Source organism: Pseudidiomarina taiwanensis (genome assembly GCF_003987435.1).
GTDB classification, from domain to species: Bacteria; Pseudomonadota; Gammaproteobacteria; order Enterobacterales; family Alteromonadaceae; genus Pseudidiomarina; species Pseudidiomarina taiwanensis.
Genome location: NZ_PIQG01000005.1, coordinates 114,675 through 137,212, shown reverse-complemented (window position 1 = coordinate 137,212; position 22,538 = coordinate 114,675). Strand labels below are relative to the sequence as shown.

The window sequence follows — 22,538 nt, the reverse complement described above, 5'->3', positions numbered from 1 at the left end:
TGCGAACAGTGTAACCTGTTCTCAGGTGGGGCGGCTAGTCGAGCAGTTTCGATTATGAGCGTGAACGCAGTTGTTTCAGTGTCTCAGCTTGACGTTGCTCGGCTTGAGTGTAGGCTTCCCATTGAGTGGCTAAACGTTTGGCCTGTTCAAACTCTTTCGCTTTAGCAAAGGCTTTTAAAGCGGGGTTGAACTGTTCTAGATTCAACCGAGCCATCCCAATGACTAAATACATTTGCCCCGGGTTATTCAATTGGCCCCGCTCTAATGCTTGTTCTGCCGCAGCAATGGCTGCTTCATGTTGCTCTGCATTCAACAAAACATGCGCGCGTTGGGCATCCAGCTCACCGTCTTCACTCAGTACTGCCGCCGCCTTCAAAGCAGCTACTGCGCGTTCAGTTTCTTGTGCTGCAACCCAGCTTTGCGCAAGTAATTTTAACGTCCGCAGATTAGGCTCTAAGATGCCATCGTCCAAAGCTTTCTGCACAACACTCCCTGCTTTAAACGGGATCTCTGCCAAGAAATAGCTTTGTGCCAGATTAAGAATATCCTGTCCTTTATTGAGAAAGCCGAGCTGATACGCCGCTTCTAACATCGCCAGCTGTTTTTCGGTCGCACCAAGTTGACCGTAAACGCCTGCTAACTGAACCCAATACTCAGGCTTGTTAAAGGCCTTCACCATCTTCTCGAGGACCACTGCGACCTGATCAAGTTGACCCAGTTCAAAATAAATCGCTCGCTGTAATACATACCAGTTTTCTGCGGCATAACCCGTTTGCTCTGCCACCTCAATAGCCTGACTAATCGGAGCTAGAGCCGCATCATAATCGGCTTTTTGATACCAGGCTTGGGCCGCTAAAACATCCGCTTTGGTTTGCTCTTGCACGCCTGCGTTTGTGCGCCATTGACTCAGGTAAGCAAGGGTATCGTCGTAACGTTCTTGGCCCATGGCAAGTTGCGCCAAGCTAAATAGAGTATTTTGGCGTAATGACAGTGGAATAGGATCTTCTTCTACCACTTTAGCGAAATACTTAATTGCACTGTCAATCCGGTCTTCACCATAGTGCATGTAGCCATAAAAGTTCCAAAGCATGGCGCGCTCATAGCTATTCATGCTACTGAGTTTCGCTTCGACATTCTGCAAGATCGCCAATCCACCCGCGACATCGCCAGTGTCGGCTTGTTGCTGAGCACGGGCTAACTGGCTGTATACTTGCTCGCGAAGTGCAGGGGTCCGCTTCGTTTCTTGTGCCCACAGCGGCTGTGCTGCGAGATAAAGCGCGAGTGCTAATAAAAGAATACGCATCATGTGACTCCTAACCATCTATCTCAAAGGTAATACGGTTCTGTACACCCTCAACTTCAACCGCTTCACCATTCACAACTCTGGGTTTGTATTTAAACTTCAGCACTGCATCCATCGCCGCTTGGTCGAAAATTCCCTCGGGCTCTGCTTCCACCACCCGAGGATCGCGCACGGTTCCTTGCCGCGTTACCGTAAACTCCACCAATACATATCCTTGAATACCGCGTTGCAACGCGCGTCTTGGATAGGCTGCTTGAACTTTAACAATCGGTAGGTATTCACCATCACTGGTATCAAGTCCAAGCCCGCTGCCAAGTTGGGTGTCTGCGCTAACACTCGCGGAAAAGTCCAATCCTACCGCTTCACTATCGATACTTTCCGATTGCATTTGCGGCTGTGGCATATCCGGTGGGGGCTGCTCAGGTTCAGGCGGACGCTCGGGTTTGCGCTCCTTCTCTTGGGTGATCTCTTCTGGCTTGACCCTAACAAAATCAAGCACACTGCCTCGCGGTGGCTCACTGAACGCACCCTCACCACTACTGATCAACGACTGCATTAAATAAAACAGTCCGAGTGTGACCACTAGTGCGAGTGCTAATGCCGCTAACAAACGACCCATAACTATTGCTCTGCAGTTGCGATTGAAACGTCATAGACACCAGCCGCCCGAGCTGCATCCATAACCTTGATTAACACCTCAGTCGTCGCCTTTTTATCTGCTTGAATAACGACCGACCCCTGCGGGTTTTCGGCATAGAGGCGCTCGATATTAGCTTGTACCGCGCGCACATCGATTTGCCGTTTGTTGATCCAAATTTCACCGTTATCGGTGATGGCAACTAAGATATTGGCACGGTCTTTCTGCACGGCTGTTGCCGCCTCTGGCCGATTCACATCAACCCCGGCCTCTTTCACGAATGATGCCGTCACAATAAAGAAAATCAGCATGATGAACACCACATCTAGCATCGGCGTCATATCGATTGCTGTTTCTTCTTCTTCAATTAAATTGGCAAAATGCTGCTTCATCTTGATCTCGCTCTATCTATTGTGTCGGTTGCTCTAGCAACATCCGATCTTCAAGTTTCATGCGCTCACGTCGCGCCGTTCGCTGTAACCAGGTACTCGCAAATACACCTGACAAAGCTCCCACCATTCCTGCCATAGTGGGTATTGTTGCTTTCGAAACACCTGAAGCCATTGAGCGGGCATTGCCCGTCCCTGCAATCGCCATCACATCGAATACTTCAATCATGCCGGTGACGGTGCCCATTAACCCAAGCAATGGACACAGCGCAACCAATGCTTGTAACACTGGCAGTTGCCCCGCTAAGGCCAAATGCGCGCGCGAAATCAACAGACCGCGTACTTGCTCGGCATTCCATGATGATTTATCACTGCGTGCTTGCCAAGTCTCGAGAGTTTGCCGCTTCAGTTGCTGATGACCTTTCAGGTAATAAAAAATCCGCTCAAGAATCATCAGCCACATTACGAATATCAGCACTCCGATCACCAGCAGGACTTGCCCGCCGGTCTCGATAAAGTCTTGTAATGCGAGTGAGAATTCAGCGAAGAAGCTCATGAGTGACTCCGCTCCGAGCGTTCAGCGATAATTCCCGAGGCTTGCTCTTGCAACACATGCACGATGTTCTTGCTACGCGTATTTAAGCTTGCAAATAGGAAGGTCATCGGAATCGCCACAACCAAGCCGAGGACCGTGGTCACCAACGCTTGCGAGATACCGCCCGCCATCAATTTCGGGTCACCTGTACCGAATAGCGTGATCGCTTGGAAGGTATTAATCATACCGGTTACGGTGCCAAGTAAGCCCATCAATGGTGCCACCACTGAAATGATTTTGACGAAGGTAAGATTACGGGTGATTTTCGGAACTTCGCGCAAGATCCCTTCGCTTAATTTAAGCTCTAAGGTTTCAGTATCTGCATCTGGGTGCGCATCTTTTATCGCCATAACTCGACCCAATGGGTTGTCATTGCTGGCGCTCGCTTGCTTCAACTGACGCTTCACTTTAATACCAATCAAGCTCAGCGTGATAAACCGTTCCAATGCAAATAACAAACCGATCACGCCGAGCGCTAAGATGATATAGCCGACCGTACCGCCCTGCTCGATGCGCTCTTTGAGGCTCGGTGCTTGCACCAGTAAGCCAAGAATCGAGCCGCCTGTTGGATCAAGCCCAAACTGCACCAAACCACCTTGCTCTTGTTGCAGTTCTTCGGCGGTCGCGAGGAAGCGTCCACTTGGTTGACGCATCAACTCAGCAACGGCGTCAGTACCGGGAATAAGTTCTAAGTAGCGACCATCTGCAACCATATTGAAGGTGCCGACTCGAACGACCTCTTTCTCAACTTTTGCGCCATTTGCTTCGGTCACTTCGGTGGTAAAACGACTGACCTTGCCAGATTCAGTCATCTCGCGCTGAAGCGCAAACCACACCGACTCAATTTCGGCAATAGAAGCGAGTTTAGAACTTGACCCCATTTTCTCTGCCAAACTGGCCAGTTGCTCACTACGGCCCGGATACTCAACCGAAACAAACGAGTTTTGCAAGCGACTACTGGTGTCACCCGCAACTTGCTGCAGAACACCAAATAACTCACGCAAACTTCCCATGCGTTGGGTCAAAGCATCGGTTAAATTGCCCAATTGCACTTCGTTTTGTTCAAATTGAGTTTCTAACCGAGCGGCTTGCTGTTCCAATCGATCGCGCTGCGCAATCGCCTCGCGCAAAATCCGCTGTTGTTGCGCTGCTTGAGCCTGAAAACGAGCTTCTCGTTCCTGATTCTGCTGTGATTGGGCAAATTTACCTTGCTCCAGTTGTTGTAGCAGTTGATCGAGATCCACCGGCTCTTGCGCCTGAGCTACTGGGTTACATAAAGTTACGGTCACAAGCAAAGCGAATGCGCTCACCGCGTTAATTAAGTTTAACTTTTTCATCACTATCACTCTCCAGCCGCGAACACAGGAAGCATGAGTAAATCAGGAGCCAGTTGCTTACGCGCAATCCGAATGGCTTCTTTGACATGGATTAAATGCTCAGTACCAAGCTCTTCCCAACTCCCCTGCTGTTGATTCCAAATCGCTAAGCGGCTGTCATCACGGGTTTTATAGAGAAAAACAGAACGACCGACGCGTAAGAATTCAACTTGTTGCAAGGCGTTATCGATCAGCATTTCGCCGTTATAGGCTTCAATATTGCGACCGTATTCGGCCTCAATTTGATAGGCTTCCATCACCCGCCGGAACTTCTCAGATACGTCCACATTAGCCCGCTCTAATAAATCCCGAAGCTGACTGACACGTTGCTGCCGTTCTTCTGGTAAAAACGGCACATCTAGCTCGATAAATTTGGCCAGCGAGTCAATCATACGTAGCATCAGTGGGGTGATTTGGCGCTCAACCACACTCACCTCATCGATTGATGCATTGAGTGCATCTGCCTCTGCTTCTTGATTTTGAATTTGCCGACTGAGCTGTTCGGTATAAACCTGCAAGCCGTCAATCTGGCGCATGATCTGTTTGTATTGTTGGAGTCGCTCTTGAGTCGTCTCAGCAATCGTGTCAATGGTCAGCTGCGAGCTGCGCGCGGAACTATTAATCTGCTCAGCGGCTTCAACAACGGGCTCTAGGGAAGATTGTTGAGCAACACTGGTGCTACTCAGTAAGACTCCGCAAAGGAGGATAGAAAGCGGGACAAATCGCATAAACATACCTTGCAGTTCACATGGATAATGTGCTGCAAGATACGTCAGTTTTATGACAGCTTAGTGATGGTTATATGTCAGTTCTGTTGCAATATGAAACTTTTCATATCTTGCCCGCTTGGGTGCTGGAATACCCGCAAGCCAAACTCAGGCAGAATCGCAAACAAATGGTCAAAAATATCGGACTGAATGGATTCATACTGATCCCACACTACCGTATTGGTGAAGCAGTAAACCTCAAGTGGTAAACCATCAGCAGTTGGGTTTAACTGCCGAACCAGCATAGTCATCTGTTGATTGATACGGGGATGATGCTGTAAATAAGCTTTCACATACGCTCGAAAGGTTCCAATATTGGTGATACGACGCGTATTGACCGGCTCTTTACCGGCCTCTTGCAGCTGTGCGTTCCACTCATCAATCTCTGTCTGCTTTGCCGTTAAATATGGCTTAAGCAAATGAAAACGGTGCAACTTCTGACGTTCTTCGTCCGTTAGAAAGTGAATACTTTGCTGATCAAGCCAAATACTACGCTTGATTCGTCGTCCTCCGGACTCCTGCATCCCCCGCCAATTTTTGAATGGGTCGGTAATAAAACGTTTGGTCGGGATAAAGGTAATGGTTTTATCCCAGTTTTGAACTTTGATTTGATGCAGTGCAATATCGATCACATCGCCATCCGCATTTAAGTTCGGCATTTCGACCCAATCGCCGACCCGAATAATGTCATTCGACGAGATCTGTACGCTTGCGACAAGGCTCAGTAAAGTGTCTTGGAAGACTAACATCAAGACAGCCGCCATAGCACCTAACCCTGAGAGCAGGATGACCGGTGATTTATCAATTAATGCAGCGACGACAAGAATTGCCGCAACCACATAAATCACAATTTTACCGACTTGAATATAGCCTTTAATCGGGCGCTCTTTGGCATCTTCTTGGCGATCGTAGAAGGTATTAATAACGCTTAAAGTGCCACTAATAGCACGTGCAACGGTCAGTATGATAAAGGCTTTCGTGACGTTACTGACGACAATAGCGACGTACTCATGCAAGCCTGGCACATGTTCAATACCGTAACCAATAACCAAGGCCGGTACGACATTGGCAAAGCGCGCGATAATATTTCGTTCGATTAACTGCCGATCATGAGCAACTGGGGTGCGGCTCATAATCTTCAAAACACCGCGGAGTAACCCTTTCTTAACGACAAAATTGGCCAGCCAAGAACCGCTCAACAAGAGTGCGATATAAGCAAGTGTTTCCATTTGCGGATGTGCCGCAAGCCATTGTTGGAGTTGTTGCACGCTTTCCATAAACACCCCAGATCTCTGTAACTATGATAATGGCAGTTTAGCAGGATAAAAAAACGGGAGCTACTGCTCCCGTTTGCTTGGTAACCAAGGGATAACCTTAGAAGCTGTAGCTATATTCCAAACTCAATCCGGTCCCTACCGTACGCGTTTGAATCAGTTGTCCATTCTGTTCAATGTCAACATCATCACCGAGTACGTTTTGCACCTTAAATTTCAGTTTTGAGTTGAAGTCTGGATACCAAGTATAGACAAAGTCTAAACTGTGGAAAGGTTGTTCAAAGGCATCGCCAATCCCTATCTCGCCTTGCTTTACGCCAGCAAAGGCAATGTGCTCGCCCGCAACGTTGTAGATTAATGAGGCACTATGCTCACCATCTAAACTGTCATAACCTAGCTGCAGGTTCGCTACATATTGAGAGTGACCGGTCATCCGCCGAGTGTTGTTCGTCAATTCAACGTTACCGGTATTCGCGATACTGATTTCAGAATCACTTAGCGTCAAGTTACCACTAAAGAACAAGCCATCTCGCACCGAAGTTAAATCTTTCAGAAATTCAAATTCGACCCCGTACAGCGAGCCTGATTGACCATTCAAGAAAGTGATCACTCGATCAGAATCGGTTCCTTTTGCCTCAACCGCCTCAATCGGATTGGTCAGATCTTTATAGAACAAACCGACTGAGTAGTTTTCACCAGCTGGCAAATACCATTCCCAACGTGCGTCAAAGTTATCCATCTCGGTAACTGCCAACGCGCTATTACCACGAACCTTAAAGTTGGTGAGTGGGCCCACAAAGATAACTTCAGTGAGTTCGCGTAAATCAGGGCGAACCACTGTGCTACCGTAACCGAACCGCAGCTGCATCTCATCATTAAGCTGGTAAGTGAGTGCTAACGAACCGTAGATATCGTCTTCTTTACGCCCTGCCTCGGTCACATCACCGATGACATTCATACTGCGCAAATCAAGTTGGGCGGCGACTTGGGTATACTGCTCCCAGCGCAAGCCTCCGCTTAAGCGCCAGTCTTGATTGAGGGTGATATCGACTAAACCGTAACCGGCCTCAACCTGCTGTGCCGCTAAGTAGTTCGGATCTTGTGCCGTTGGTGCACCGAACAACTGCAAGCCAAAATCTTCATCAAGGATATTGGCATCACTGAAAAGTTCGTTGTAGCCGACATTGGCAAGCTCAGCATTATCGACACTTTCTGCAGATATCGCGAAGCGCCGTGAATAACTTGAACGCGCTTTTTTCGAGACCTGACCACCGCCTTTGACTAAAATTTCCATGTCACTCAGGTAGACCGGTAACTCGACGTCCATGCGCCAGTCTTGTGCGTCATCTTGCAACTCCTGGAATTGCAACGTCGTCGCAGTACGGGTTTGTTGAAACGCTAAGTTACCAATCCCTTCGCCAAGGTCACGATCATTGTTTTGACGATAAAACACTTCGCCTGGGGCATCCCGGTTTGCGCGGGATTCAGCATATTGCCAATCCACTGCAATATTCCAATATTCAGGAAAGAAGTGAGAGCCGCGCACTTGCTTGGTTAAGAGCTCACGAGACTCATAGCGGATGTCGGTATCAAAATAACTCAAGTTCTCATCAGCGATGGTATTTGGCGTTTCTACGACCCCTTGCTCAACTCGATCTTGAGTATTGAGCAGGAATATCGTCGAAGTTTCAATACGATGATAATCACCATATTGAAGGCCGAAATTCAGCAACCCACTTAACTCAACTTGTTGCGCTGTGACGCGACTTTCACCAGACTGAATGACGGTTGCTGCACCGTTGGCGATACCTAGAACGACATCCGTCTCCTGATGATTTGACCAACTCTTATCGTAGTCGATAGCCGTCAGAAATCCGAAGGTCCAGTCATCACTCAGATCATAACTATCACCATAAGCGACAGAGCCTTTGAGGTCAGGCTCGAGGCCTGTACTGTAGACTTGGTTTTGGGTGTTTAGTGCTGCCGCAAGTTCACGGTTAGTTGCCGCTGCAGTTGCGACATCAACGCCATCAAAATTAGCGATATCAGCAACATTGATCGACTCTTGATAGCGTGCCAACGCAGCGCGCATTGCATTTGGTAGCGAGCGCGTGCCGTCATCAGTACCGAGCCAATCATCCCCACCACCGGTATAAGTCAAACCGTCATCTGAAAAGTTCGAATCCCAACCTGTGCCAATTGAAATATCAAAAACTTGCTCAGAGGGAATTGAAACCGTTCGAATGTCGACATTACCGCCACCGAAATTAGCTGGCATATCTGGCGAGTACGACTTTTGCACCGACATGCTCTCGATGATGCTGGCGGGGAACATATCAAGTGGAATGACATTTCGAGTCGGGTCTGGCGAAGGTACCGACGCACCATTTAATTGGGTACTCGAATAACGTTCACCCAACCCGCGCACATAAATAAATTTACCATCGACAAGGGTCAACCCGGTCACCCGGCGTAACGCTGCAGCGGCATCACTATCACCTGTCCGTGAAATTTGCTCTGCGCCGAGAATATCCGCAACAAAGGCTTGCGCTTTCCGCTCTTCAACTACAGCAGCTGCAGAGCCTTGCAGGCGAGTAGCGGTGGTGACGACCTCTTCAATTACTTCATCCGCAGCAACTTGCTGGTCAGCGGCCTGTTGCGCGAGGGCAACCGAACTACCGAGCGCTAAACTTATCGCGAGACCGATTTTGCTGTGCTTAAAAAAATTCTGCTTGGTCATTAGAAGCTCCTTGGCTTGCCATTCAATTTCAAACGTCCTGCACATCCATGTGCTCTATATGTCCAAGGAATTAGTCGCGCAGACCAACAGTCCAACCATTGGTCCAGTCATCTGATTCGCTGACCGCACCGATGAAGTCAACATCATCGAAGAAGGCATCAACTGTGCTTAGGTCAGTTTTTGGATTAACGGTAACCGGAGCACCACCTGCATCTGTGATGGTTGCAGCGGTGAAGTAACCGCTTGAAATGACTGTGGCAAGGTCATCAAGAGTGACATTTGAAGCAAAGCCTTGATACCAATCTTGGGTTGTTACATCTTTAAAGTTTTCTTGACATGCGATGACCGAGTTTTCCATCGTCAAGTCACCTGCTTGCGCATTGGTCACTGTGGCCGCTTGGTTCAGATCGAGACATTCGCCACGATGGTTCGTTAACAGAACATTGTAGAGTGCGCCACGCGTACCTTGGCGTAACAAGATACCCTCTGACTCATCTGAACCATCGGTTGCAGTTAATGAACCAATTGAAGTGAAGTTTGCAATAATTGGGTCTGAGTATGGCTGCGCATCATTGTTACCGCTGTTACCATCCGCTTCGATACCACGGTTAGCACGGTCATCTGCGTGTTTAACCAGAATGTATTGTGCCTTACCCTGCCAACCGTCAGCCCAATCAACTGAGTCATCATCGTTACCGGTAAGAACGGCATACTTGAAGTTCACAGCGCCGCCGAAGAATTCAATACCGTCATCTAAGTTGTTGTGAACTTGGATATACTCGACTGTGGTACCTGAACCAACGGTGTTGAAGGTGATGCCGTTCAATTCGTTATCGAGCGATACCTCATAACCAGCAAATTTCACCTGGATGTAGCGTAAAGTACCTGAACTATCGGTGTTGTCGTCACCACCGTAGAAACCGGCTCCGCCTTCGCCTTGGAGGACACAATTCGCTAAATCGTTTTGGTCACACTTATTCGAGATACCTAACCCGTTGATGACTAAACCACCCCACAAACCACGAGCATTTGGGTTAGTGATTTGATCATCGATGTCTTGTACTGAAGTAAAGATAATCGGAGCGTTGCGGTTACCTTCAGCGATGATATCTGCACCACGAGCGATACGGACAAACGAGTCGCCGTCTTCAAAAGCGAGCACTGCACCTGCATCAATGGTCAAGGTAGGACCTGAACGATTGACACTTGCCGTTGCTTCAATATTTTCGCCGATATAGAGACCATTTGGGAAAATATGAGCCCCGCCTGGCAATTCGACTAAGCGAATATCAGTCAAAACTGGATTCTCTGGAGTCGAGAAACTACGAGGGTAGATACAATCTGCACCAACTTTCTCGCCTTGAACAGTTGTGCCAGATACTTCATATGACGCACAATTATTGGTTGTTGAAGAACCACCGCTCACTGAGTTATCGACGGAGTTGTCAATCGAAGTCGGGGTTAAGTTGATATCTCCACCACAGCCAGATAAAGCTAAAGCAAGAGCTACGGCACTAAGCGCGAGAGGGGTTTTGCGTTGCATAACAGTCTCCATTACGGGGCATATAGTTTAAAATGACGGAGCCAAGGTTAAGCAGGTTATGTGACAGTCCCGTGACGTGAGTGTGAAGAGTTAATGACAACCTTGTTCCTTTTCAATGCCCCATGGTTGTCAAAAATAGGTCAATACAGTACTTTGTGATAAATCTCGAACAGGAACCTCATGGCCACTAAAAGTCTTTCCCGTGCATTGCTGACTCAAGTGCTGTCGGTCTACTTTTTGTTGACCGTGGTCGTTACTGCTGTGCAAATCGGTGGCGAGTACTATGATAGCAAGTCCGTTTTGCTAGAAGAGCTGCGCAATCAACAAAGTAGCTTTCGTGGCTCTATCGCTCGCTCACTGTGGGAGTATCGCTATGATCAAGTCGAAGAATTCGCGCAAAGCTTAATCGCAATTCCTTCCATTTCGGGCGTGCGAGTCCGCGATGATAAAGGCACAGTTGTGGTGCAACTCGGCGATGTTTCCAGCGTCTCACAACTCGAGTCACTGACGAATGATGCCGACGAAATCCCCGAGCAAGCCGGAATTTTTGGCTATCATTCTCCACTCGCCTTCGAATTCTCAGGTGAGTCGACGCGGGTCGGAGATGTTTCATTATTTACCAATCGCACCGTTATTATCGAGCGTCTCAAAGTAAGTCTTGCCTTTATTCTCGCAAACGCCTTGGTGAAGAGTACCTTCCTGCTCTTACTGTTCACGCTCGCCTTCAATCGGATGTTACGTAAACCATTGCGAGAGCTGACCAACCAAATTCGTGGTTTTCGTCTGGATGCCTTAGAGCAATCGCGTATACAACTCCATGATCGCACCAATACCGAATTTTCCATGGTGCAAAATGCTTATAACCAGTTACTCGATAGTCTCGCTGACTATCAGGCCGATCTCACGCTTTCTGAAGCCAAATATCGCGAGGCGAATCGGCAACTTGATAGTCAAAATGCCTTGCTCCAAGAGCAAGTTGCGCGCAAAACCGCAAGTTTAAGTCGAGTTTTGGTTGACCTTGAACGGCGTAAGGATGAACTCGAAACCCGTCAGGAAAAGCTGTTGCGGGAAATTAAGCAGCGTAAAGAAATTGAGCAGGACCTACGTGAAGCAAATGAGCGTTTGCAAAGTTCGGTTCACTTGCTGGAACAAACACAACGGAAATTACTTGGCTCAGAGAAAATGGCCTCGCTCGGTGACTTGGTTCCGGGCATTACGCATGAGGTCAATAATCCGATTAGTGTCAGTATTACCGCAGCAAGTTTAGTCGGTGAGAAAACAGCTGAAATTGAACAGGCTCTGGCGGCCAAGCAGCTGACCGCAACTCAGCTAAAAGGTTACCTGAGCGTCTGTGCCGATGCCGCGCGGATGATCGAGGAAAGCCTGAATCGCGCCTCTGACCTAATTGCCAGCTTCAAACAGATTGCGGTCGATCAAGGCTCGGAAACAGTCCGTGAATTCGAGCTCAAACCATACGTTGAAAGTATTTTGAACACGGTTCGATCGCGGCATAAACAGATCAAGATCAGTTATCAGTTTAGTTGCCCTGAGGCGCTCTTTATTCGGGGGCCAGCCGGTGCCTACACCCAAATTTTGACCAATTTAATTGATAATGCAGTGCTGCATGGATTTGATGGGCAAAGCAGTGGCGTCATTAAACTTAGTATAGAGCGCCAGCAAAATAGCCTGCACATCATCTTTGCCGATAATGGTAAAGGACTTGACGCCAATGGCCTAGAACAACTCTTCACGCTTTACTACACCAGCAAGCCCGGCCAAGGCGGTACTGGCGTTGGTATGAATGTTGTGTTTAACTTGGTCACCGAAAAACTTGCAGGGAAGATTGTCCCAAGTAGCAAACCCGGTGAAGGTTTACGCTACGATATCACTATCCCAGCAGAATTTATTACCCCCTCAGCATAGCTCTTATTAAAGGATATTTATGTGGTTCCGCAATCTTCGCGTCTATACGCTTAGCCCCGAATTTAAACTACCCGAAACATTAGCTGATGATTTAACTCTGCAGCAGTTTACCCCTTGTGGTCGGCAAGAACTGGCAAGCTTTGGTTGGGTCTCTCCGTTTGGACGCGACAGTGAAGTTCTTGTTCACAAAATCGGTGATAGCCTTCTAATGTGCGCCCGTAAAGAAGAAAAAGTCCTTCCAGCTGCCGTCATTCAAAGCGAATTAGAAGAGCATCTTGAGCGGATTGAAGCAGAACAAGGCCGTAAAGTCGCTGGGAAAGAGAAGCAATCGTTAAAAGAAGACATTATCGCGCGATTATTACCGCAGGCCTTCACCAAGTATCGTGATTACTGGTTGTTAATCAATACTGCGTTAGGGGTGGTGGTGAGCGATGCGGCAAATGCCAGCCGAGCCGAGGATATTCTTGCCTTATTACGCAGTTCAATTGGTTCATTACCGGTCAAACCTTGGTTGGCTGAGCAGCCCGCAGAAGTATACTTCACCGAGTGGTTACAAGCCGGCAAAGTCGCCGCTGATTTTGAATTTGGCGATGAATTAGAGCTCCGCGATAGTGACAGCGAGGGGGGGATTGTGCGCTGCAAGCAAACCGATTTAGCGGGTGTAGAAATCAAGACTCATTTAGAGCACGGCAAACAAGCGACTAAAATCGGTCTCATTTGGGCGGACAAGTTAGAGTTTGTGCTCGAGAATGACTTTGCGATCAAACGTTTTAAACCAACGGACCTGCTGGTAGAAAACCAAGACAAACTGGTCGATGCCAGCTACGCTGATAAAATCGATGCCGATTTTGCGCTATTAAGCGGTGAATTTTCTCAATTGTTTCCCGCACTTCATCAACTTTTTGAGTAAGGATGAGAGATGTTCAAGTTACCGACTTCCCAATTTAAGCAACTGACGACAGGTGCCGTCGCAGCGGCTATTATGCTTAGTTTAACGGCCTGTTCCCCTGCCCCTGAAGCAACTCAGCCGGAACCTCTACAGTTGGTAGAGGGCGCAGAGGCACGTCTTGATATTTATCAACCGGTGGAGCTCAGCGCTGATCTTTCTGCACTGTCAGAAAACCAACGGCAATTGCTGAGCCATCTGATCGATGCAGCAGAAATTATGGATAAGCTGTTTTGGCAGCAAGCTTTTGGAGCGCATGCGGATGATTTTCTGCAGCGAATTAGTGATCCAAAGGTTCGAGCGTTTGCTGCGATCAACTACGGCCCATGGGATCGCCTAAACAACGACACGCCGTTTTTACAAGGTTTCGACGCCAAACCAGCGGGCGCAAATTTTTATCCCGCAGATATGACCAAAGCTGAGTTTGAGCAGGCGGATTTTCCTGGAAAGGTTGATCTTTACAGCTTGGTACGACGCGACCAAAACGGTGACCTCGTCAGTTTGCCCTACAACCAAGTCTACGCAACAGAACTTGAGGCCGCTGCCAAGCTCCTTCGTAAAGCTGCCACGCTGGCGGAAGATAAGGATTTTGCGCGATACCTAGAAATGCGTGCAGATGCATTTTTGAGTAATGACTACCAAGCCTCTGATTACGCTTGGATGGATATGAAAGACAACCTTATCGATGTCATCATCGGTCCAATTGAAACCTATGAAGACCAGTTGTACGGTTATCGCGCAGGCTTTGAAGCCTACGTTTTGTTGAAAGACATGGCCTGGAGTGAGCGCTTAGCAAAATACGCAGAATATTTACCTGAGTTACAGCGAGGCTTGCCGGTTGCGCCAGAATATAAAGCCGAAATGCCTGGTTCAGAGGCTCAGCTCAATGCTTATGATGTCTTGTATTACGCTGGTCATTCTAACGCTGGCAGCAAAACCATTGCGGTAAACTTACCCAACGATGAACAAGTACAACTCGAAAAAGGCACCCGCAGATCGCAGCTTAAAAATGCAATGCGGGCTAAGTTTGATGAGATTTTAGTGCCATTAGCAGACATTCTCATTGTGCCCGAGCAACGCAAGCACATCACTTTTGATGCCTTTTTCGCCAATACCATGTTTCACGAAGTTGCGCATGGGTTAGGGATTAAGAACCTGGTAAGCGGTGATGGCACGGTGCGCGAAGCGCTAAAAGAGCATGCTTCGCCACTTGAAGAAGGCAAGGCCGATATTCTTGGCTTGTATATGGTGACGCAGCTACTCGAACAAGGCGTGCTCGATGAGGGGCAACTGGAAGACTATTACACCACCTTCTTGGCAGGAATTTTCCGTTCAGTACGCTTCGGCGCGTCAAGTGCTCACGGTAAAGCCAATATGATCCGCTTTAACTATTTTGAGCAGGCCGGAGCCTTCACTCGCAATGAGCAGGGGCAATATGCTGTGAATATGGATGCCATGCGCACGGCAATGAACAGTCTCAGTGAGAAAATTTTAACCTTACAAGGGGACGGTGATTATCTGGGAGTAACGGAATTGTTTGAAGAAATGGGCAATGTTAGCCCGCAACTTCAAGCTGACCTTGACCGACTCGGTGCGGCGGATATCCCAGTTGATATTACTTTTATTCAAGGCAAACAGGTACTTGGCTTAAGTCACTGAGACTCGCTTAAAGCCTTATCCCACTCACGGCCGGCTAGGTAAAAGTCGGCCGTGAGCTTTTTAAAAGCGGCCGAATATGCTCGTGATTCGCCCCTAGCAAAGATTTCTAACTCTGTCTGTTCACATGCCTCGACAGGCTGCCGCGCTAACTCTAGCAAGCTCAAATAGGGACTTTTATTGGGCTGACTTCGAACCTGGCAATGACGCGTCAAATACCACCCCAATTGCCGCCACTGCATAATCTTTGCATCCGTAATCAAGGCTCGCGGTAACATTAAATTGTAGCGCCCGGTTGGCTCAAGCCATGCTTGGGCGATATCAAGCCAAGCTTCTATGTTTTCATTTTGTCCTTGTCGCGCCACAGCTCGAGCGCTGTGAGAAGCACGCAGCGACTGGTTGAAGTAAGGTGGATTACTGATTAACAGCTGATACGGTCCACCCTGCCATTGCCGCACATCCGTTTGATATACATGAATATGTTCAGCCCAAACCGAATCAGCGACATTCTCTTGTGCATCTTGATAAGCGGTGTGCTCAAGCTCTAGCGCATCGATCATAAACGGGCGCAATTGCTGGGCCTGCCGCTGCGCCAACATCAATGCCAAAATACCACTCCCGGTACCAAGATCGAGACACCTCAGAGGTGCATCGGTACTCGGTAGTGCGACCCAACTCCCCAATAAAATGGCATCTGTGCTAACTTTCATCGCACAGTTGTCGTCTTTAAGGTAAAATTCTCGAAATTGAAAACTCATCAACTGCCTCGTTACCACAGGAAAGCCGCATGACACCAGATTGGGATGAACTAGAACTGGACGCCGAACTCATTGAAGTCCTCTTGGCTGCGGAGCTAAATAAGCCCGCCAAAGTCCAGCAAGCGGTCATTCCAACAGCGCTTGAAGGTCGCGATATGCTGGTCAGCTCGCCGACAGGTACCGGCAAGACACTCGCTTTTTTGTTGCCTGCCTTGCAACATTTGCTCGATTACCCACGCAAAGGCACCGGTAAAGCACGAATATTAATTCTAGCGCCAACCCGCGAACTTGCCCAGCAAATCGCAGAACAGGCCGAGGCTTTCGGTGAGAATACTGATTTAACCACTGTGCTCATCACCGGTGGCGTCAACTACGGTAGCCAGGTCAATCAACTTGAGGAAAATACCGATATTTTAGTTGCCACACCTGGCCGATTACTCGACTTATTAGGTGCTGAGCAATGCTCACTCGAGCAGGTCGAGTGGCTCATCATCGATGAAGCCGATCGTATGCTTGATATGGGCTTTGCACCAACCGTTCAGCAATTACTGCTCGAAATGCCAGCGTTACAGCAACGCATGTTATTTAGTGCAACGTTACAAAGTCCGGGAGTCACCAAGTTCAGCCAACAAATTCTGACTGAACCTGAGCAGGTTGATGTTGAGCCACCCAAGCGCGAAAAAGGCAAGATCCTGCAGCGTTGGTATCAAGCCGACACCTATCAGCACAAGGTCCAACTGCTGCTGCGTTTAGTCAGCACCCATCACGGCCGAAAAATAATTTTTGTGCGCACGCGCGAGCGCGTCGACATGGTGGTCGCAGAATTACAACGGGCTGGTTTAAAGACCTTGATGCTCCGCGGTGATATGCCACAAGACGAGCGGCAACGCATTTTAGGTCGCGCAGAACATTTTAAAGACACCCTCTTAGTCGCGACTGATGTTGCTGCCAGAGGTCTTGATATCGAAGATATTGAATTAGTCGTAAACTTTGACCTACCCAAGCAGGCGGATATTTATCTGCATCGGATTGGTCGCACCGGTCGTGCGGGCAAAACAGGACTCGCTGTGAGCATCGTCGAAGCACATGATGCGCAGCTTTTGGGACGGATTCAGCGTTACCAGAATAGCAAGATTGAACGGCGCGTATTCGACGATTTGCGCCCCCAGTACAAATTCCCTGATAGCGTCAAAAAGGCGAAGAAAAAGGCTAAAAAGAAGAAAGCTAAAAAGTAACCTTAGGATGCACTGCGGCGTTGTCGCCATTGCTGACAACAATAAGCAACGAGAAAATAGCTCAGTACACCGAGTCCATCGGCAATGAAATCACCTAAGCTGGCGGAACGGTAGGGCAACGTACTTTGAATCCACTCAATCAGCACAGCATAGGCCCCAAGGCACAGCAAAGCCAACCACCATGGTGTGGCGAAACCTTGATGGAAGGTCCAGGCAAGCAAGAAAAATGCGCCAAAGTGAACGAGTTTATCGAGGTGTTCAATACGTGGCACTTGGTTTTGATCGACCTGTGCAACAAACGCTATCGTTAAACCAACCAACAACAATATAAACGCGCGTTGTGACCATTTCCGTATGTTCATTGATGGTGGCTGCGACATATACTCCTCAATGCGTCTGCTGTTGGCACTATGCGATAAAATACCATTGCGCCGGATAAGTGAGAGGTTATGATAGCCTAATTATCCGACTTGAAACTAGAGCAAAGGCAAATAAGGTCAGTGGCTATGTCCAAATCAGAACAAACTGAATTGAGTTTTGAGGCTGCGATGCAGCAACTTGAAACGATCGTAAGCGAACTCGAACAAGGTGAGTTACCGCTAGAGCAAGCCCTACAAAAGTTTGAGCAAGCCATTAAGCTGTCCAGAATCAGTCAAGAAAAATTGCAACAAGCGGAGCAAAAAGTAACTCAATTGCTCCAGCAAAATGGCACTGAGCAACTCGTCGAAATGAGTAAAAGTGAAGGTTTAGAGTGAGTATTGATTCATACCTTGCTGCGGCACAAGCGCGTATTAATCAGCAATTAACCGCGATTTTAGAGCAGCGCCACGGCCCCTCTATGCGCTTGCATGCGGCGATGAAACACGCTTTGCTGCTTGGCGGCAAACGTGTTCGGCCGTTCCTGACCTTGGCGACAGGTAAAATCTGTGGTGCTGATGAGGACGACCTATTGCAAGTTGCTGCAGCACTCGAGTGTATTCATACATTCTCCTTAGTGCATGATGACTTGCCGGCGATGGATGATGATGCTTTGCGTCGAGGTCAGCCTACCTGCCATGTCGAATTTGATGAGGCGACCGCTATTTTAGCCGGCGATGCCCTGCATACATTGGCCTTCGAACTGCTTTCAGATGAACACCTTAAACTCAGCCCAAACCAAATCGTGCAAGTCACCCGGACGCTCGCTTTAGCAACGGGTGATCGCGGTATGTGCGGTGGTCAGGCATTGGACCTGGTTGCCACCGGTCATGACCTCACTGAGCATGATTTACAGCAAGTACATAATTATAAAACCGGAGCTTTGATTCGCGCAGCAGTTAATATTGGCGTGATTTGCGGTAATGACGACGCCCAAAATTGGGCCGCTGACTTTGATGAGTTTGCCGCCCACCTTGGTTTAGCCTTTCAGGTCCAAGATGATATCCTCGATGTTACGGCAACAACGGCCACCTTAGGTAAGCCGCAAGGGAGCGATATTGAAGCAAACAAAGCGACTTATGTAAGATTGCTTGGGCTTGATGGCGCCCAACAAAGGCTCGAACAACTTCATCATAAAGCACTTCATGCGCTAGCGAGAATCCCTTACAATACCGATACCTTGGAAGCTTTTGCTGAAGTATTGCTGACCCGGAAGCATTAAGATATGACAGAATCAACGCGATTAAGCGGTACGCAATTTCCTTTACTCGATGGGATTAACCTCCCAGCGGACTTGCGTAAATTATCGACCACCCAACTGCCACAAGTGTGCGCCGAGGTCCGTGAGTTTCTCTTACGATCGGTTAGCCAAAGTAGTGGCCATTTAGCCTCAGGGCTTGGCACCGTCGAGCTTACCGTTGCGTTGCATTATGTATACCAAACTCCCGTCGACCAGTTAGTTTGGGACGTGGGTCATCAAGCGTACCCGCATAAAATTTTAACTGGCCGTAAAGACCAGTTGCATACGATTCGCCAAAAAGACGGTTTGCATCCTTTCCCTTGGCGCCCTGAGAGCCAGTATGACACTCTCTCTGTGGGGCACAGCAGCACCTCCATTAGCGCGGCTTTAGGAATGGCGATTGCAGCCCAACACGAGGCTGAACCACGCAAGGTTGTTGCCATTATCGGCGATGGTGCAATGACTGCTGGGATGGCGTTCGAGGCACTGAATCATGCGGGTGATATTAAACCCAACATGCTGGTCATTCTGAATGATAACGACATGTCGATTTCCGAGAATGTCGGCGCCTTGAATAATCACCTTGCTAAACTTATGTCAGGCAAGGTTTATACCACCTTGCGTGAACGCGGTAAGCGCTTATTACAAGGGGTCCCAAGCATCCAAAACCTTGCGAGTCGGGCCGAAGAGCATATGAAAGGAATGGTTGCTCCGGGGACTATTTTTGAAGAGTTAGGGTTCAATTATATTGGTCCGATTGATGGCCACGATGTCAACTTACTGGTTGAAACCTTAACCAATATGCGCAACCTAAGTGGCCCTCAATTTCTGCATGTGGTGACCCGCAAAGGCAAAGGTTATACTCCTGCAGAGCAAGACCCCATCGGTTATCACGGGGTTCCGAAGTTTGATCCGAACACCACCTCATTACCGAGTAAAAAGGCTGCCACCCCATCCTACTCCAAAGTTTTTGGCGATTGGCTCTGTGAAATGGCCGCGCGCGATGACAAGTTGATGGCGGTGACACCTGCCATGCGCGAAGGCTCAGGTATGGTTGAGTTTTCCCAGCGCTATCCGCAACAATACTTTGATGTCGCGATTGCTGAGCAACATGCAGTCACCTTCGCTGCCGGTTTGGCAATTGGAGGTTACAATCCGGTCGTTGCGATCTATTCCACTTTCTTGCAGCGCGCCTACGATCAACTGATTCACGATGTTGCGCTGCAGAATTTACCCGTCTTATTTGCCATTGATCGGGCCGGTATTGTCGGTGCCGACGGACCAACGCATCAAGGCGCGTTTGATTTATCCTATTTACGCTGCATTCCGAATATGGTTGTGATGGCTCCGGCTGATGAAAATGAATGCCGCAATATGTTGTATACCGGACACTTAGCGGATCAACCTGTGGCGGTCCGGTATCCACGTGGTAATGGGGTTGGCGTCACTATGGATGAAAATCCGCAGCGACTAGAAATCGGTAAAGGTCGCATGATTCGAGACGGGCAGAATATTGCCATATTAAGTTTTGGCACTTGCTTGGCAGATGTCATGCCTTGCGCTGAAGCACTTGATGCGACGGTTGCTGATATGCGCTTCGTTAAACCACTTGATGGTGCACTCATCGAAGCATTGGCTGCGCAACACGATATCTTGGTGACGGTTGAAGATAATGTGGTTGCAGGGGGTGCGGGCAGCGCGGTCTTGGAGTATTTAGCCGAGCATAACATCAGCAAGCCTGTACTGCGTTGTGGGTTACCCGATGAATTTATCAAACATGGTACGCAGGACGAAATCCGCGCTGAGCTCAAACTGGATGCCGCCGGCTTACAGCAACAAATCGAGAGTTTCCTGCAAACCCAATAACACCCCACCCGCGACGAGGCCGGCGACGAGATCGTCGGCCATAATCCCTAAGCCACCGGTCAGCTTCCGGTCACACCAACCAATCACCCATGGCTTTTGAATATCTAGCCAACGGAACAGTGCGAACCCTATCGAAGCGGTCAATAAAGAAGGTTCTACCCAGATAAAAATCAGCCCATAGCCACAAATTTCATCCCAGACGATAGCAGGATGATCATGCACGCCAAGTCGCTTTGCTGTGTGCGCACAAAACCATACTCCAAGAGCCGCAGCAAAGACCATGACTACCCCATAAATGGAGCTCGATAGATTGACTGCGAGTAACCAAGTGAGCGGGATCGCAAGCAGTGTTCCCCAGGTTCCTGGCGCTTTTGGGAGCAAGCCTGAGCCCATCCCTAAACTCAAGAAATGAATCGGGTTAAGGAGCAATGTTACCGGCACAGAGTTCACTTTCATGATGCCTCGAGTGGCTCGCGGAAGTGTTGGTAGCCTGTTTGCGGTAGTTCGAATTGCCAGGGTTCACCGGCAAGTTTTAATTCAATTTTTTCTGCTTGTCCGGTAATTCGCCCAATGCAAACGGGTTTACACCCAAGTGTGGCAAGTTTGGTGTCGAACACACCGCGCTGATCCTCAGAGACTGTGAAACATAGCTCATAATCATCGCCACTTGTTAAAGCGTAGCGCAACGCCTGCTCTTGCGACACACTCTCGGTCATCGCCAAACTTAAGGGTATTTCCTCAAGACTTATCACCGCCCCCACCTGAGAAGCGCGGAGAATATGCCCTAAGTCTGCCAGCAAGCCATCGGAGATATCAATCGCACTGCTAGCAACATCACGCAGGGCTTGACCAAGCGCTACCCGAGGGGTTGGAAAGTGCAAACGCTCGCTGACTTGGCGGAAGTGTTCGGAACTTATATTAACCTGATGCTTTTGGCTGGCGAGTGCCAGACCCGCATCGCCTAAACTATGGCTGACATACAACCAATCACCGGGCTTCGCGCCGCGACGCTGAATCGCCTTACCTTTTGGGACCACCCCATGAGCCGTCACTGTGATAGTCAATGGTCCGCGGGTGGTATCGCCACCGACTAATTGGCAATTAAAATAGTCGCAGATTTCGCGGAGCCCGTGGCTGAAAGAATTTAACCACTCATCATCTGAGTGCGGTAACGTCAGCGCCAAGCTAATCCAAGTGGGTTCAGCCCCCATTGCGGCAAGGTCACTGAGATTAACAGCGACCGCTTTGTGGCCAAGCGCTCGAGCTGAGGTTTGCCGATCAAAGTGGACATTCTCAACTAGGGTATCGGTAACAACGACCAGTTGAAATCCGGCCGGCACATCGAGCACGGCGCCATCATCACCGATACCGATGATGACATCGTCGCGCTCGGGTAAGCGATGAGTAAAATAGTTGTCGATTAGCTCAAATTCGCCAGTGGCCATAACATACTATTGCCGAGCAGGTCGTAGTGCGTCGATGGCTTTATCAAGAACACCGTTCACAAAACGATGACTATCGTCTGCGCCAAATGACTTCGCCAACTCGATGGCTTCGTTGATCGCGACTTTGTAGGGAACATCGAGGCGCTCGCGCAACTCGAAACAGGCTAATCGCAATACCGCACGCTCAACCTGGTCCAAGTCTTTAATCGGACGATCAAGATAAGGTTCCATGGCTTGATCTAAGCTTACGGCTTGCTGAGCGACGCCTCGGACCAGCGCTAGAAAATAATCGACGTCGATTTTGCTGGTATCGTTATCGGTAAGAAACTGTGCTTCGATATCTGTCATGCTATTTTGTGACAGCTGCCAAGAGTATATCGCTTGCACAGCAAGTTTGCGGGCTTTCCGCCGAGCGGCTGGTTTCATCA

Annotated in this window: 21 protein-coding genes; 7 read left to right on the top strand and 14 right to left on the bottom strand. The window is 48.8% G+C overall.

Annotation, left to right across the window (positions count from 1 at the left end; genetic code table 11):
- Positions 1-52 precede the first annotated feature (52 nt).
- From CWI83_RS09860 to CWI83_RS09820, 9 genes are all read right to left on the bottom strand, one after another.
- Positions 53-1,306: a tetratricopeptide repeat protein gene (locus CWI83_RS09860; RefSeq protein WP_241969923.1), complete on the bottom strand. Its 1,254-nt coding sequence runs from the start codon at positions 1,304-1,306 to the stop codon at positions 53-55.
- Positions 1,307-1,313: 7 nt separating this feature from the next.
- Positions 1,314-1,922 (bottom strand): energy transducer TonB, encoded by a 609-nt coding sequence (locus tag CWI83_RS09855; RefSeq protein ID WP_126828550.1) that lies wholly within the window; start codon positions 1,920-1,922, stop codon positions 1,314-1,316.
- 2 nt (positions 1,923-1,924) lie between these two features.
- Complete coding sequence (locus CWI83_RS09850) at positions 1,925-2,332, bottom strand: ExbD/TolR family protein (RefSeq protein WP_126828549.1); 408 nt, start codon at positions 2,330-2,332, stop codon at positions 1,925-1,927.
- A gap of 16 nt (positions 2,333-2,348) precedes the next feature.
- The gene (locus CWI83_RS09845; protein ID WP_126828547.1) at positions 2,349-2,885 is read right to left on the bottom strand and encodes a MotA/TolQ/ExbB proton channel family protein; all 537 of its coding nucleotides are present in this window, start codon (positions 2,883-2,885) and stop codon (positions 2,349-2,351) included.
- Positions 2,882-4,261, bottom strand: a complete 1,380-nt coding sequence (locus CWI83_RS09840) for a MotA/TolQ/ExbB proton channel family protein (RefSeq protein WP_126828546.1) — start codon at positions 4,259-4,261, stop codon at positions 2,882-2,884. Before CWI83_RS09840 ends, CWI83_RS09845 begins: the two co-directional genes overlap by 4 nt.
- Positions 4,262-4,266: 5 nt before the next feature.
- Positions 4,267-5,028: a DUF3450 domain-containing protein gene (locus CWI83_RS09835; RefSeq protein WP_126828544.1), complete on the bottom strand. Its 762-nt coding sequence runs from the start codon at positions 5,026-5,028 to the stop codon at positions 4,267-4,269.
- 77 nt (positions 5,029-5,105) lie between these two features.
- Positions 5,106-6,344, bottom strand: a complete 1,239-nt coding sequence (locus CWI83_RS09830) for a mechanosensitive ion channel family protein (protein ID WP_126828543.1) — start codon at positions 6,342-6,344, stop codon at positions 5,106-5,108.
- A 97-nt stretch (positions 6,345-6,441) separates the two neighbouring features.
- Complete coding sequence (locus CWI83_RS09825; protein ID WP_198677287.1) at positions 6,442-9,081, bottom strand: TonB-dependent receptor domain-containing protein; 2,640 nt, start codon at positions 9,079-9,081, stop codon at positions 6,442-6,444.
- A gap of 70 nt (positions 9,082-9,151) precedes the next feature.
- On the bottom strand, positions 9,152-10,624 hold the full coding sequence (locus CWI83_RS09820; protein ID WP_126828540.1) for a hypothetical protein: 1,473 nt from the start codon (positions 10,622-10,624) through the stop codon (positions 9,152-9,154).
- 180 nt (positions 10,625-10,804) lie between these two features.
- Here CWI83_RS09820 and CWI83_RS09815 point away from each other — a divergent pair, with 180 nt between their 5' ends.
- Genes CWI83_RS09815 through CWI83_RS09805 form a run of 3 tightly spaced genes read left to right on the top strand, consistent with a single transcriptional unit; the run spans position 10,805 to position 15,152 of the window.
- A complete protein-coding gene (locus tag CWI83_RS09815) occupies positions 10,805-12,547 on the top strand; it encodes a sensor histidine kinase (protein ID WP_126828538.1) in 1,743 nt (580 codons plus the stop codon).
- Between the two features lie 19 nt (positions 12,548-12,566).
- Positions 12,567-13,457: a recombination-associated protein RdgC gene (rdgC, locus tag CWI83_RS09810; RefSeq protein WP_126828536.1), complete on the top strand. Its 891-nt coding sequence runs from the start codon at positions 12,567-12,569 to the stop codon at positions 13,455-13,457.
- Positions 13,458-13,466: 9 nt separating this feature from the next.
- The gene (locus CWI83_RS09805) at positions 13,467-15,152 is read left to right on the top strand and encodes a dipeptidyl-peptidase 3 family protein (protein ID WP_126828535.1); all 1,686 of its coding nucleotides are present in this window, start codon (positions 13,467-13,469) and stop codon (positions 15,150-15,152) included.
- Here CWI83_RS09805 and CWI83_RS09800 read toward each other — a convergent pair.
- Positions 15,146-15,907 (bottom strand): tRNA1(Val) (adenine(37)-N6)-methyltransferase, encoded by a 762-nt coding sequence (locus tag CWI83_RS09800; RefSeq protein WP_126828533.1) that lies wholly within the window; start codon positions 15,905-15,907, stop codon positions 15,146-15,148. The genes CWI83_RS09805 and CWI83_RS09800 overlap by 7 nt on opposite strands.
- Positions 15,908-15,936: 29 nt before the next feature.
- On the opposite strand from CWI83_RS09800, the gene srmB reads away from it, so the two are divergent.
- A complete protein-coding gene (gene srmB / locus CWI83_RS09795) occupies positions 15,937-17,142 on the top strand; it encodes an ATP-dependent RNA helicase SrmB (RefSeq protein WP_126828532.1) in 1,206 nt (401 codons plus the stop codon).
- Between the two features lie 2 nt (positions 17,143-17,144).
- Here srmB and CWI83_RS09790 read toward each other — a convergent pair whose 3' ends face one another.
- Positions 17,145-17,504 (bottom strand): VanZ family protein, encoded by a 360-nt coding sequence (locus tag CWI83_RS09790; protein WP_157980389.1) that lies wholly within the window; start codon positions 17,502-17,504, stop codon positions 17,145-17,147.
- Between the two features lie 144 nt (positions 17,505-17,648).
- Here CWI83_RS09790 and xseB point away from each other — a divergent pair, with 144 nt between their 5' ends.
- From xseB to dxs, 3 genes are read left to right on the top strand one after another with little or no spacing between them, the layout of a single operon-like run.
- Entirely contained in the window at positions 17,649-17,897 is a 249-nt protein-coding gene (xseB, locus tag CWI83_RS09785; protein WP_126828528.1) for an exodeoxyribonuclease VII small subunit, read from the top strand.
- Positions 17,894-18,781 (top strand): polyprenyl synthetase family protein, encoded by an 888-nt coding sequence (locus tag CWI83_RS09780; RefSeq protein WP_126828526.1) that lies wholly within the window; start codon positions 17,894-17,896, stop codon positions 18,779-18,781. The genes xseB and CWI83_RS09780 overlap by 4 nt, the downstream gene beginning before the upstream one ends.
- Positions 18,782-18,784: 3 nt before the next feature.
- Entirely contained in the window at positions 18,785-20,665 is a 1,881-nt protein-coding gene (dxs, locus tag CWI83_RS09775; RefSeq protein WP_126828524.1) for a 1-deoxy-D-xylulose-5-phosphate synthase, read from the top strand.
- On the opposite strand, the gene CWI83_RS09770 is transcribed toward dxs, so the two are convergent.
- From CWI83_RS09770 to nusB, 3 genes are read right to left on the bottom strand one after another with little or no spacing between them, the layout of a single operon-like run.
- Entirely contained in the window at positions 20,627-21,121 is a 495-nt protein-coding gene (locus CWI83_RS09770; RefSeq protein WP_126828522.1) for a phosphatidylglycerophosphatase A family protein, read from the bottom strand. The genes dxs and CWI83_RS09770 overlap by 39 nt on opposite strands.
- Positions 21,118-22,110, bottom strand: coding sequence for a thiamine-phosphate kinase (thiL, locus tag CWI83_RS09765; protein ID WP_126828520.1), 993 nt, complete (start codon positions 22,108-22,110; stop codon positions 21,118-21,120). Before thiL ends, CWI83_RS09770 begins: the two co-directional genes overlap by 4 nt.
- A 6-nt stretch (positions 22,111-22,116) precedes the next feature.
- Positions 22,117-22,536, bottom strand: coding sequence for a transcription antitermination factor NusB (nusB, locus tag CWI83_RS09760; protein ID WP_126828519.1), 420 nt, complete (start codon positions 22,534-22,536; stop codon positions 22,117-22,119).
- Between the last annotated feature and the right edge of the window lie 2 nt (positions 22,537-22,538).

Bases quoted from the DNA above. Each gene is read 5' to 3' on its own strand.
- CWI83_RS09790 (WP_157980389.1), bottom strand. From the start codon at position 17,504: ATGAACATACGGAAATGGTCACAACGCGCGTTTATATTGTTGTTGGTT.
- CWI83_RS09805 (WP_126828535.1), top strand. From the start codon at position 13,467: ATGTTCAAGTTACCGACTTCCCAATTTAAGCAACTGACGACAGGTGCC.
- CWI83_RS09820 (WP_126828540.1), bottom strand. From the start codon at position 10,624: ATGCAACGCAAAACCCCTCTCGCGCTTAGTGCCGTAGCTCTTGCTTTA.
- thiL (WP_126828520.1), bottom strand. From the start codon at position 22,110: ATGGCCACTGGCGAATTTGAGCTAATCGACAACTATTTTACTCATCGC.
- CWI83_RS09815 (WP_126828538.1), top strand. From the start codon at position 10,805: ATGGCCACTAAAAGTCTTTCCCGTGCATTGCTGACTCAAGTGCTGTCG.
- nusB (WP_126828519.1), bottom strand. From the start codon at position 22,536: ATGAAACCAGCCGCTCGGCGGAAAGCCCGCAAACTTGCTGTGCAAGCG.
- rdgC (WP_126828536.1), top strand. From the start codon at position 12,567: ATGTGGTTCCGCAATCTTCGCGTCTATACGCTTAGCCCCGAATTTAAA.
- CWI83_RS09800 (WP_126828533.1), bottom strand. From the start codon at position 15,907: ATGAGTTTTCAATTTCGAGAATTTTACCTTAAAGACGACAACTGTGCG.
- CWI83_RS09835 (WP_126828544.1), bottom strand. From the start codon at position 5,028: ATGCGATTTGTCCCGCTTTCTATCCTCCTTTGCGGAGTCTTACTGAGT.
- CWI83_RS09825 (WP_198677287.1), bottom strand. From the start codon at position 9,081: ATGACCAAGCAGAATTTTTTTAAGCACAGCAAAATCGGTCTCGCGATA.
- CWI83_RS09770 (WP_126828522.1), bottom strand. From the start codon at position 21,121: ATGAAAGTGAACTCTGTGCCGGTAACATTGCTCCTTAACCCGATTCAT.
- xseB (WP_126828528.1), top strand. From the start codon at position 17,649: ATGTCCAAATCAGAACAAACTGAATTGAGTTTTGAGGCTGCGATGCAG.
- CWI83_RS09845 (WP_126828547.1), bottom strand. From the start codon at position 2,885: ATGAGCTTCTTCGCTGAATTCTCACTCGCATTACAAGACTTTATCGAG.
- CWI83_RS09830 (WP_126828543.1), bottom strand. From the start codon at position 6,344: ATGGAAAGCGTGCAACAACTCCAACAATGGCTTGCGGCACATCCGCAA.
- CWI83_RS09855 (WP_126828550.1), bottom strand. From the start codon at position 1,922: ATGGGTCGTTTGTTAGCGGCATTAGCACTCGCACTAGTGGTCACACTC.
- srmB (WP_126828532.1), top strand. From the start codon at position 15,937: ATGACACCAGATTGGGATGAACTAGAACTGGACGCCGAACTCATTGAA.
- CWI83_RS09850 (WP_126828549.1), bottom strand. From the start codon at position 2,332: ATGAAGCAGCATTTTGCCAATTTAATTGAAGAAGAAGAAACAGCAATC.
- CWI83_RS09860 (WP_241969923.1), bottom strand. From the start codon at position 1,306: ATGATGCGTATTCTTTTATTAGCACTCGCGCTTTATCTCGCAGCACAG.
- CWI83_RS09840 (WP_126828546.1), bottom strand. From the start codon at position 4,261: ATGAAAAAGTTAAACTTAATTAACGCGGTGAGCGCATTCGCTTTGCTT.
- dxs (WP_126828524.1), top strand. From the start codon at position 18,785: ATGACAGAATCAACGCGATTAAGCGGTACGCAATTTCCTTTACTCGAT.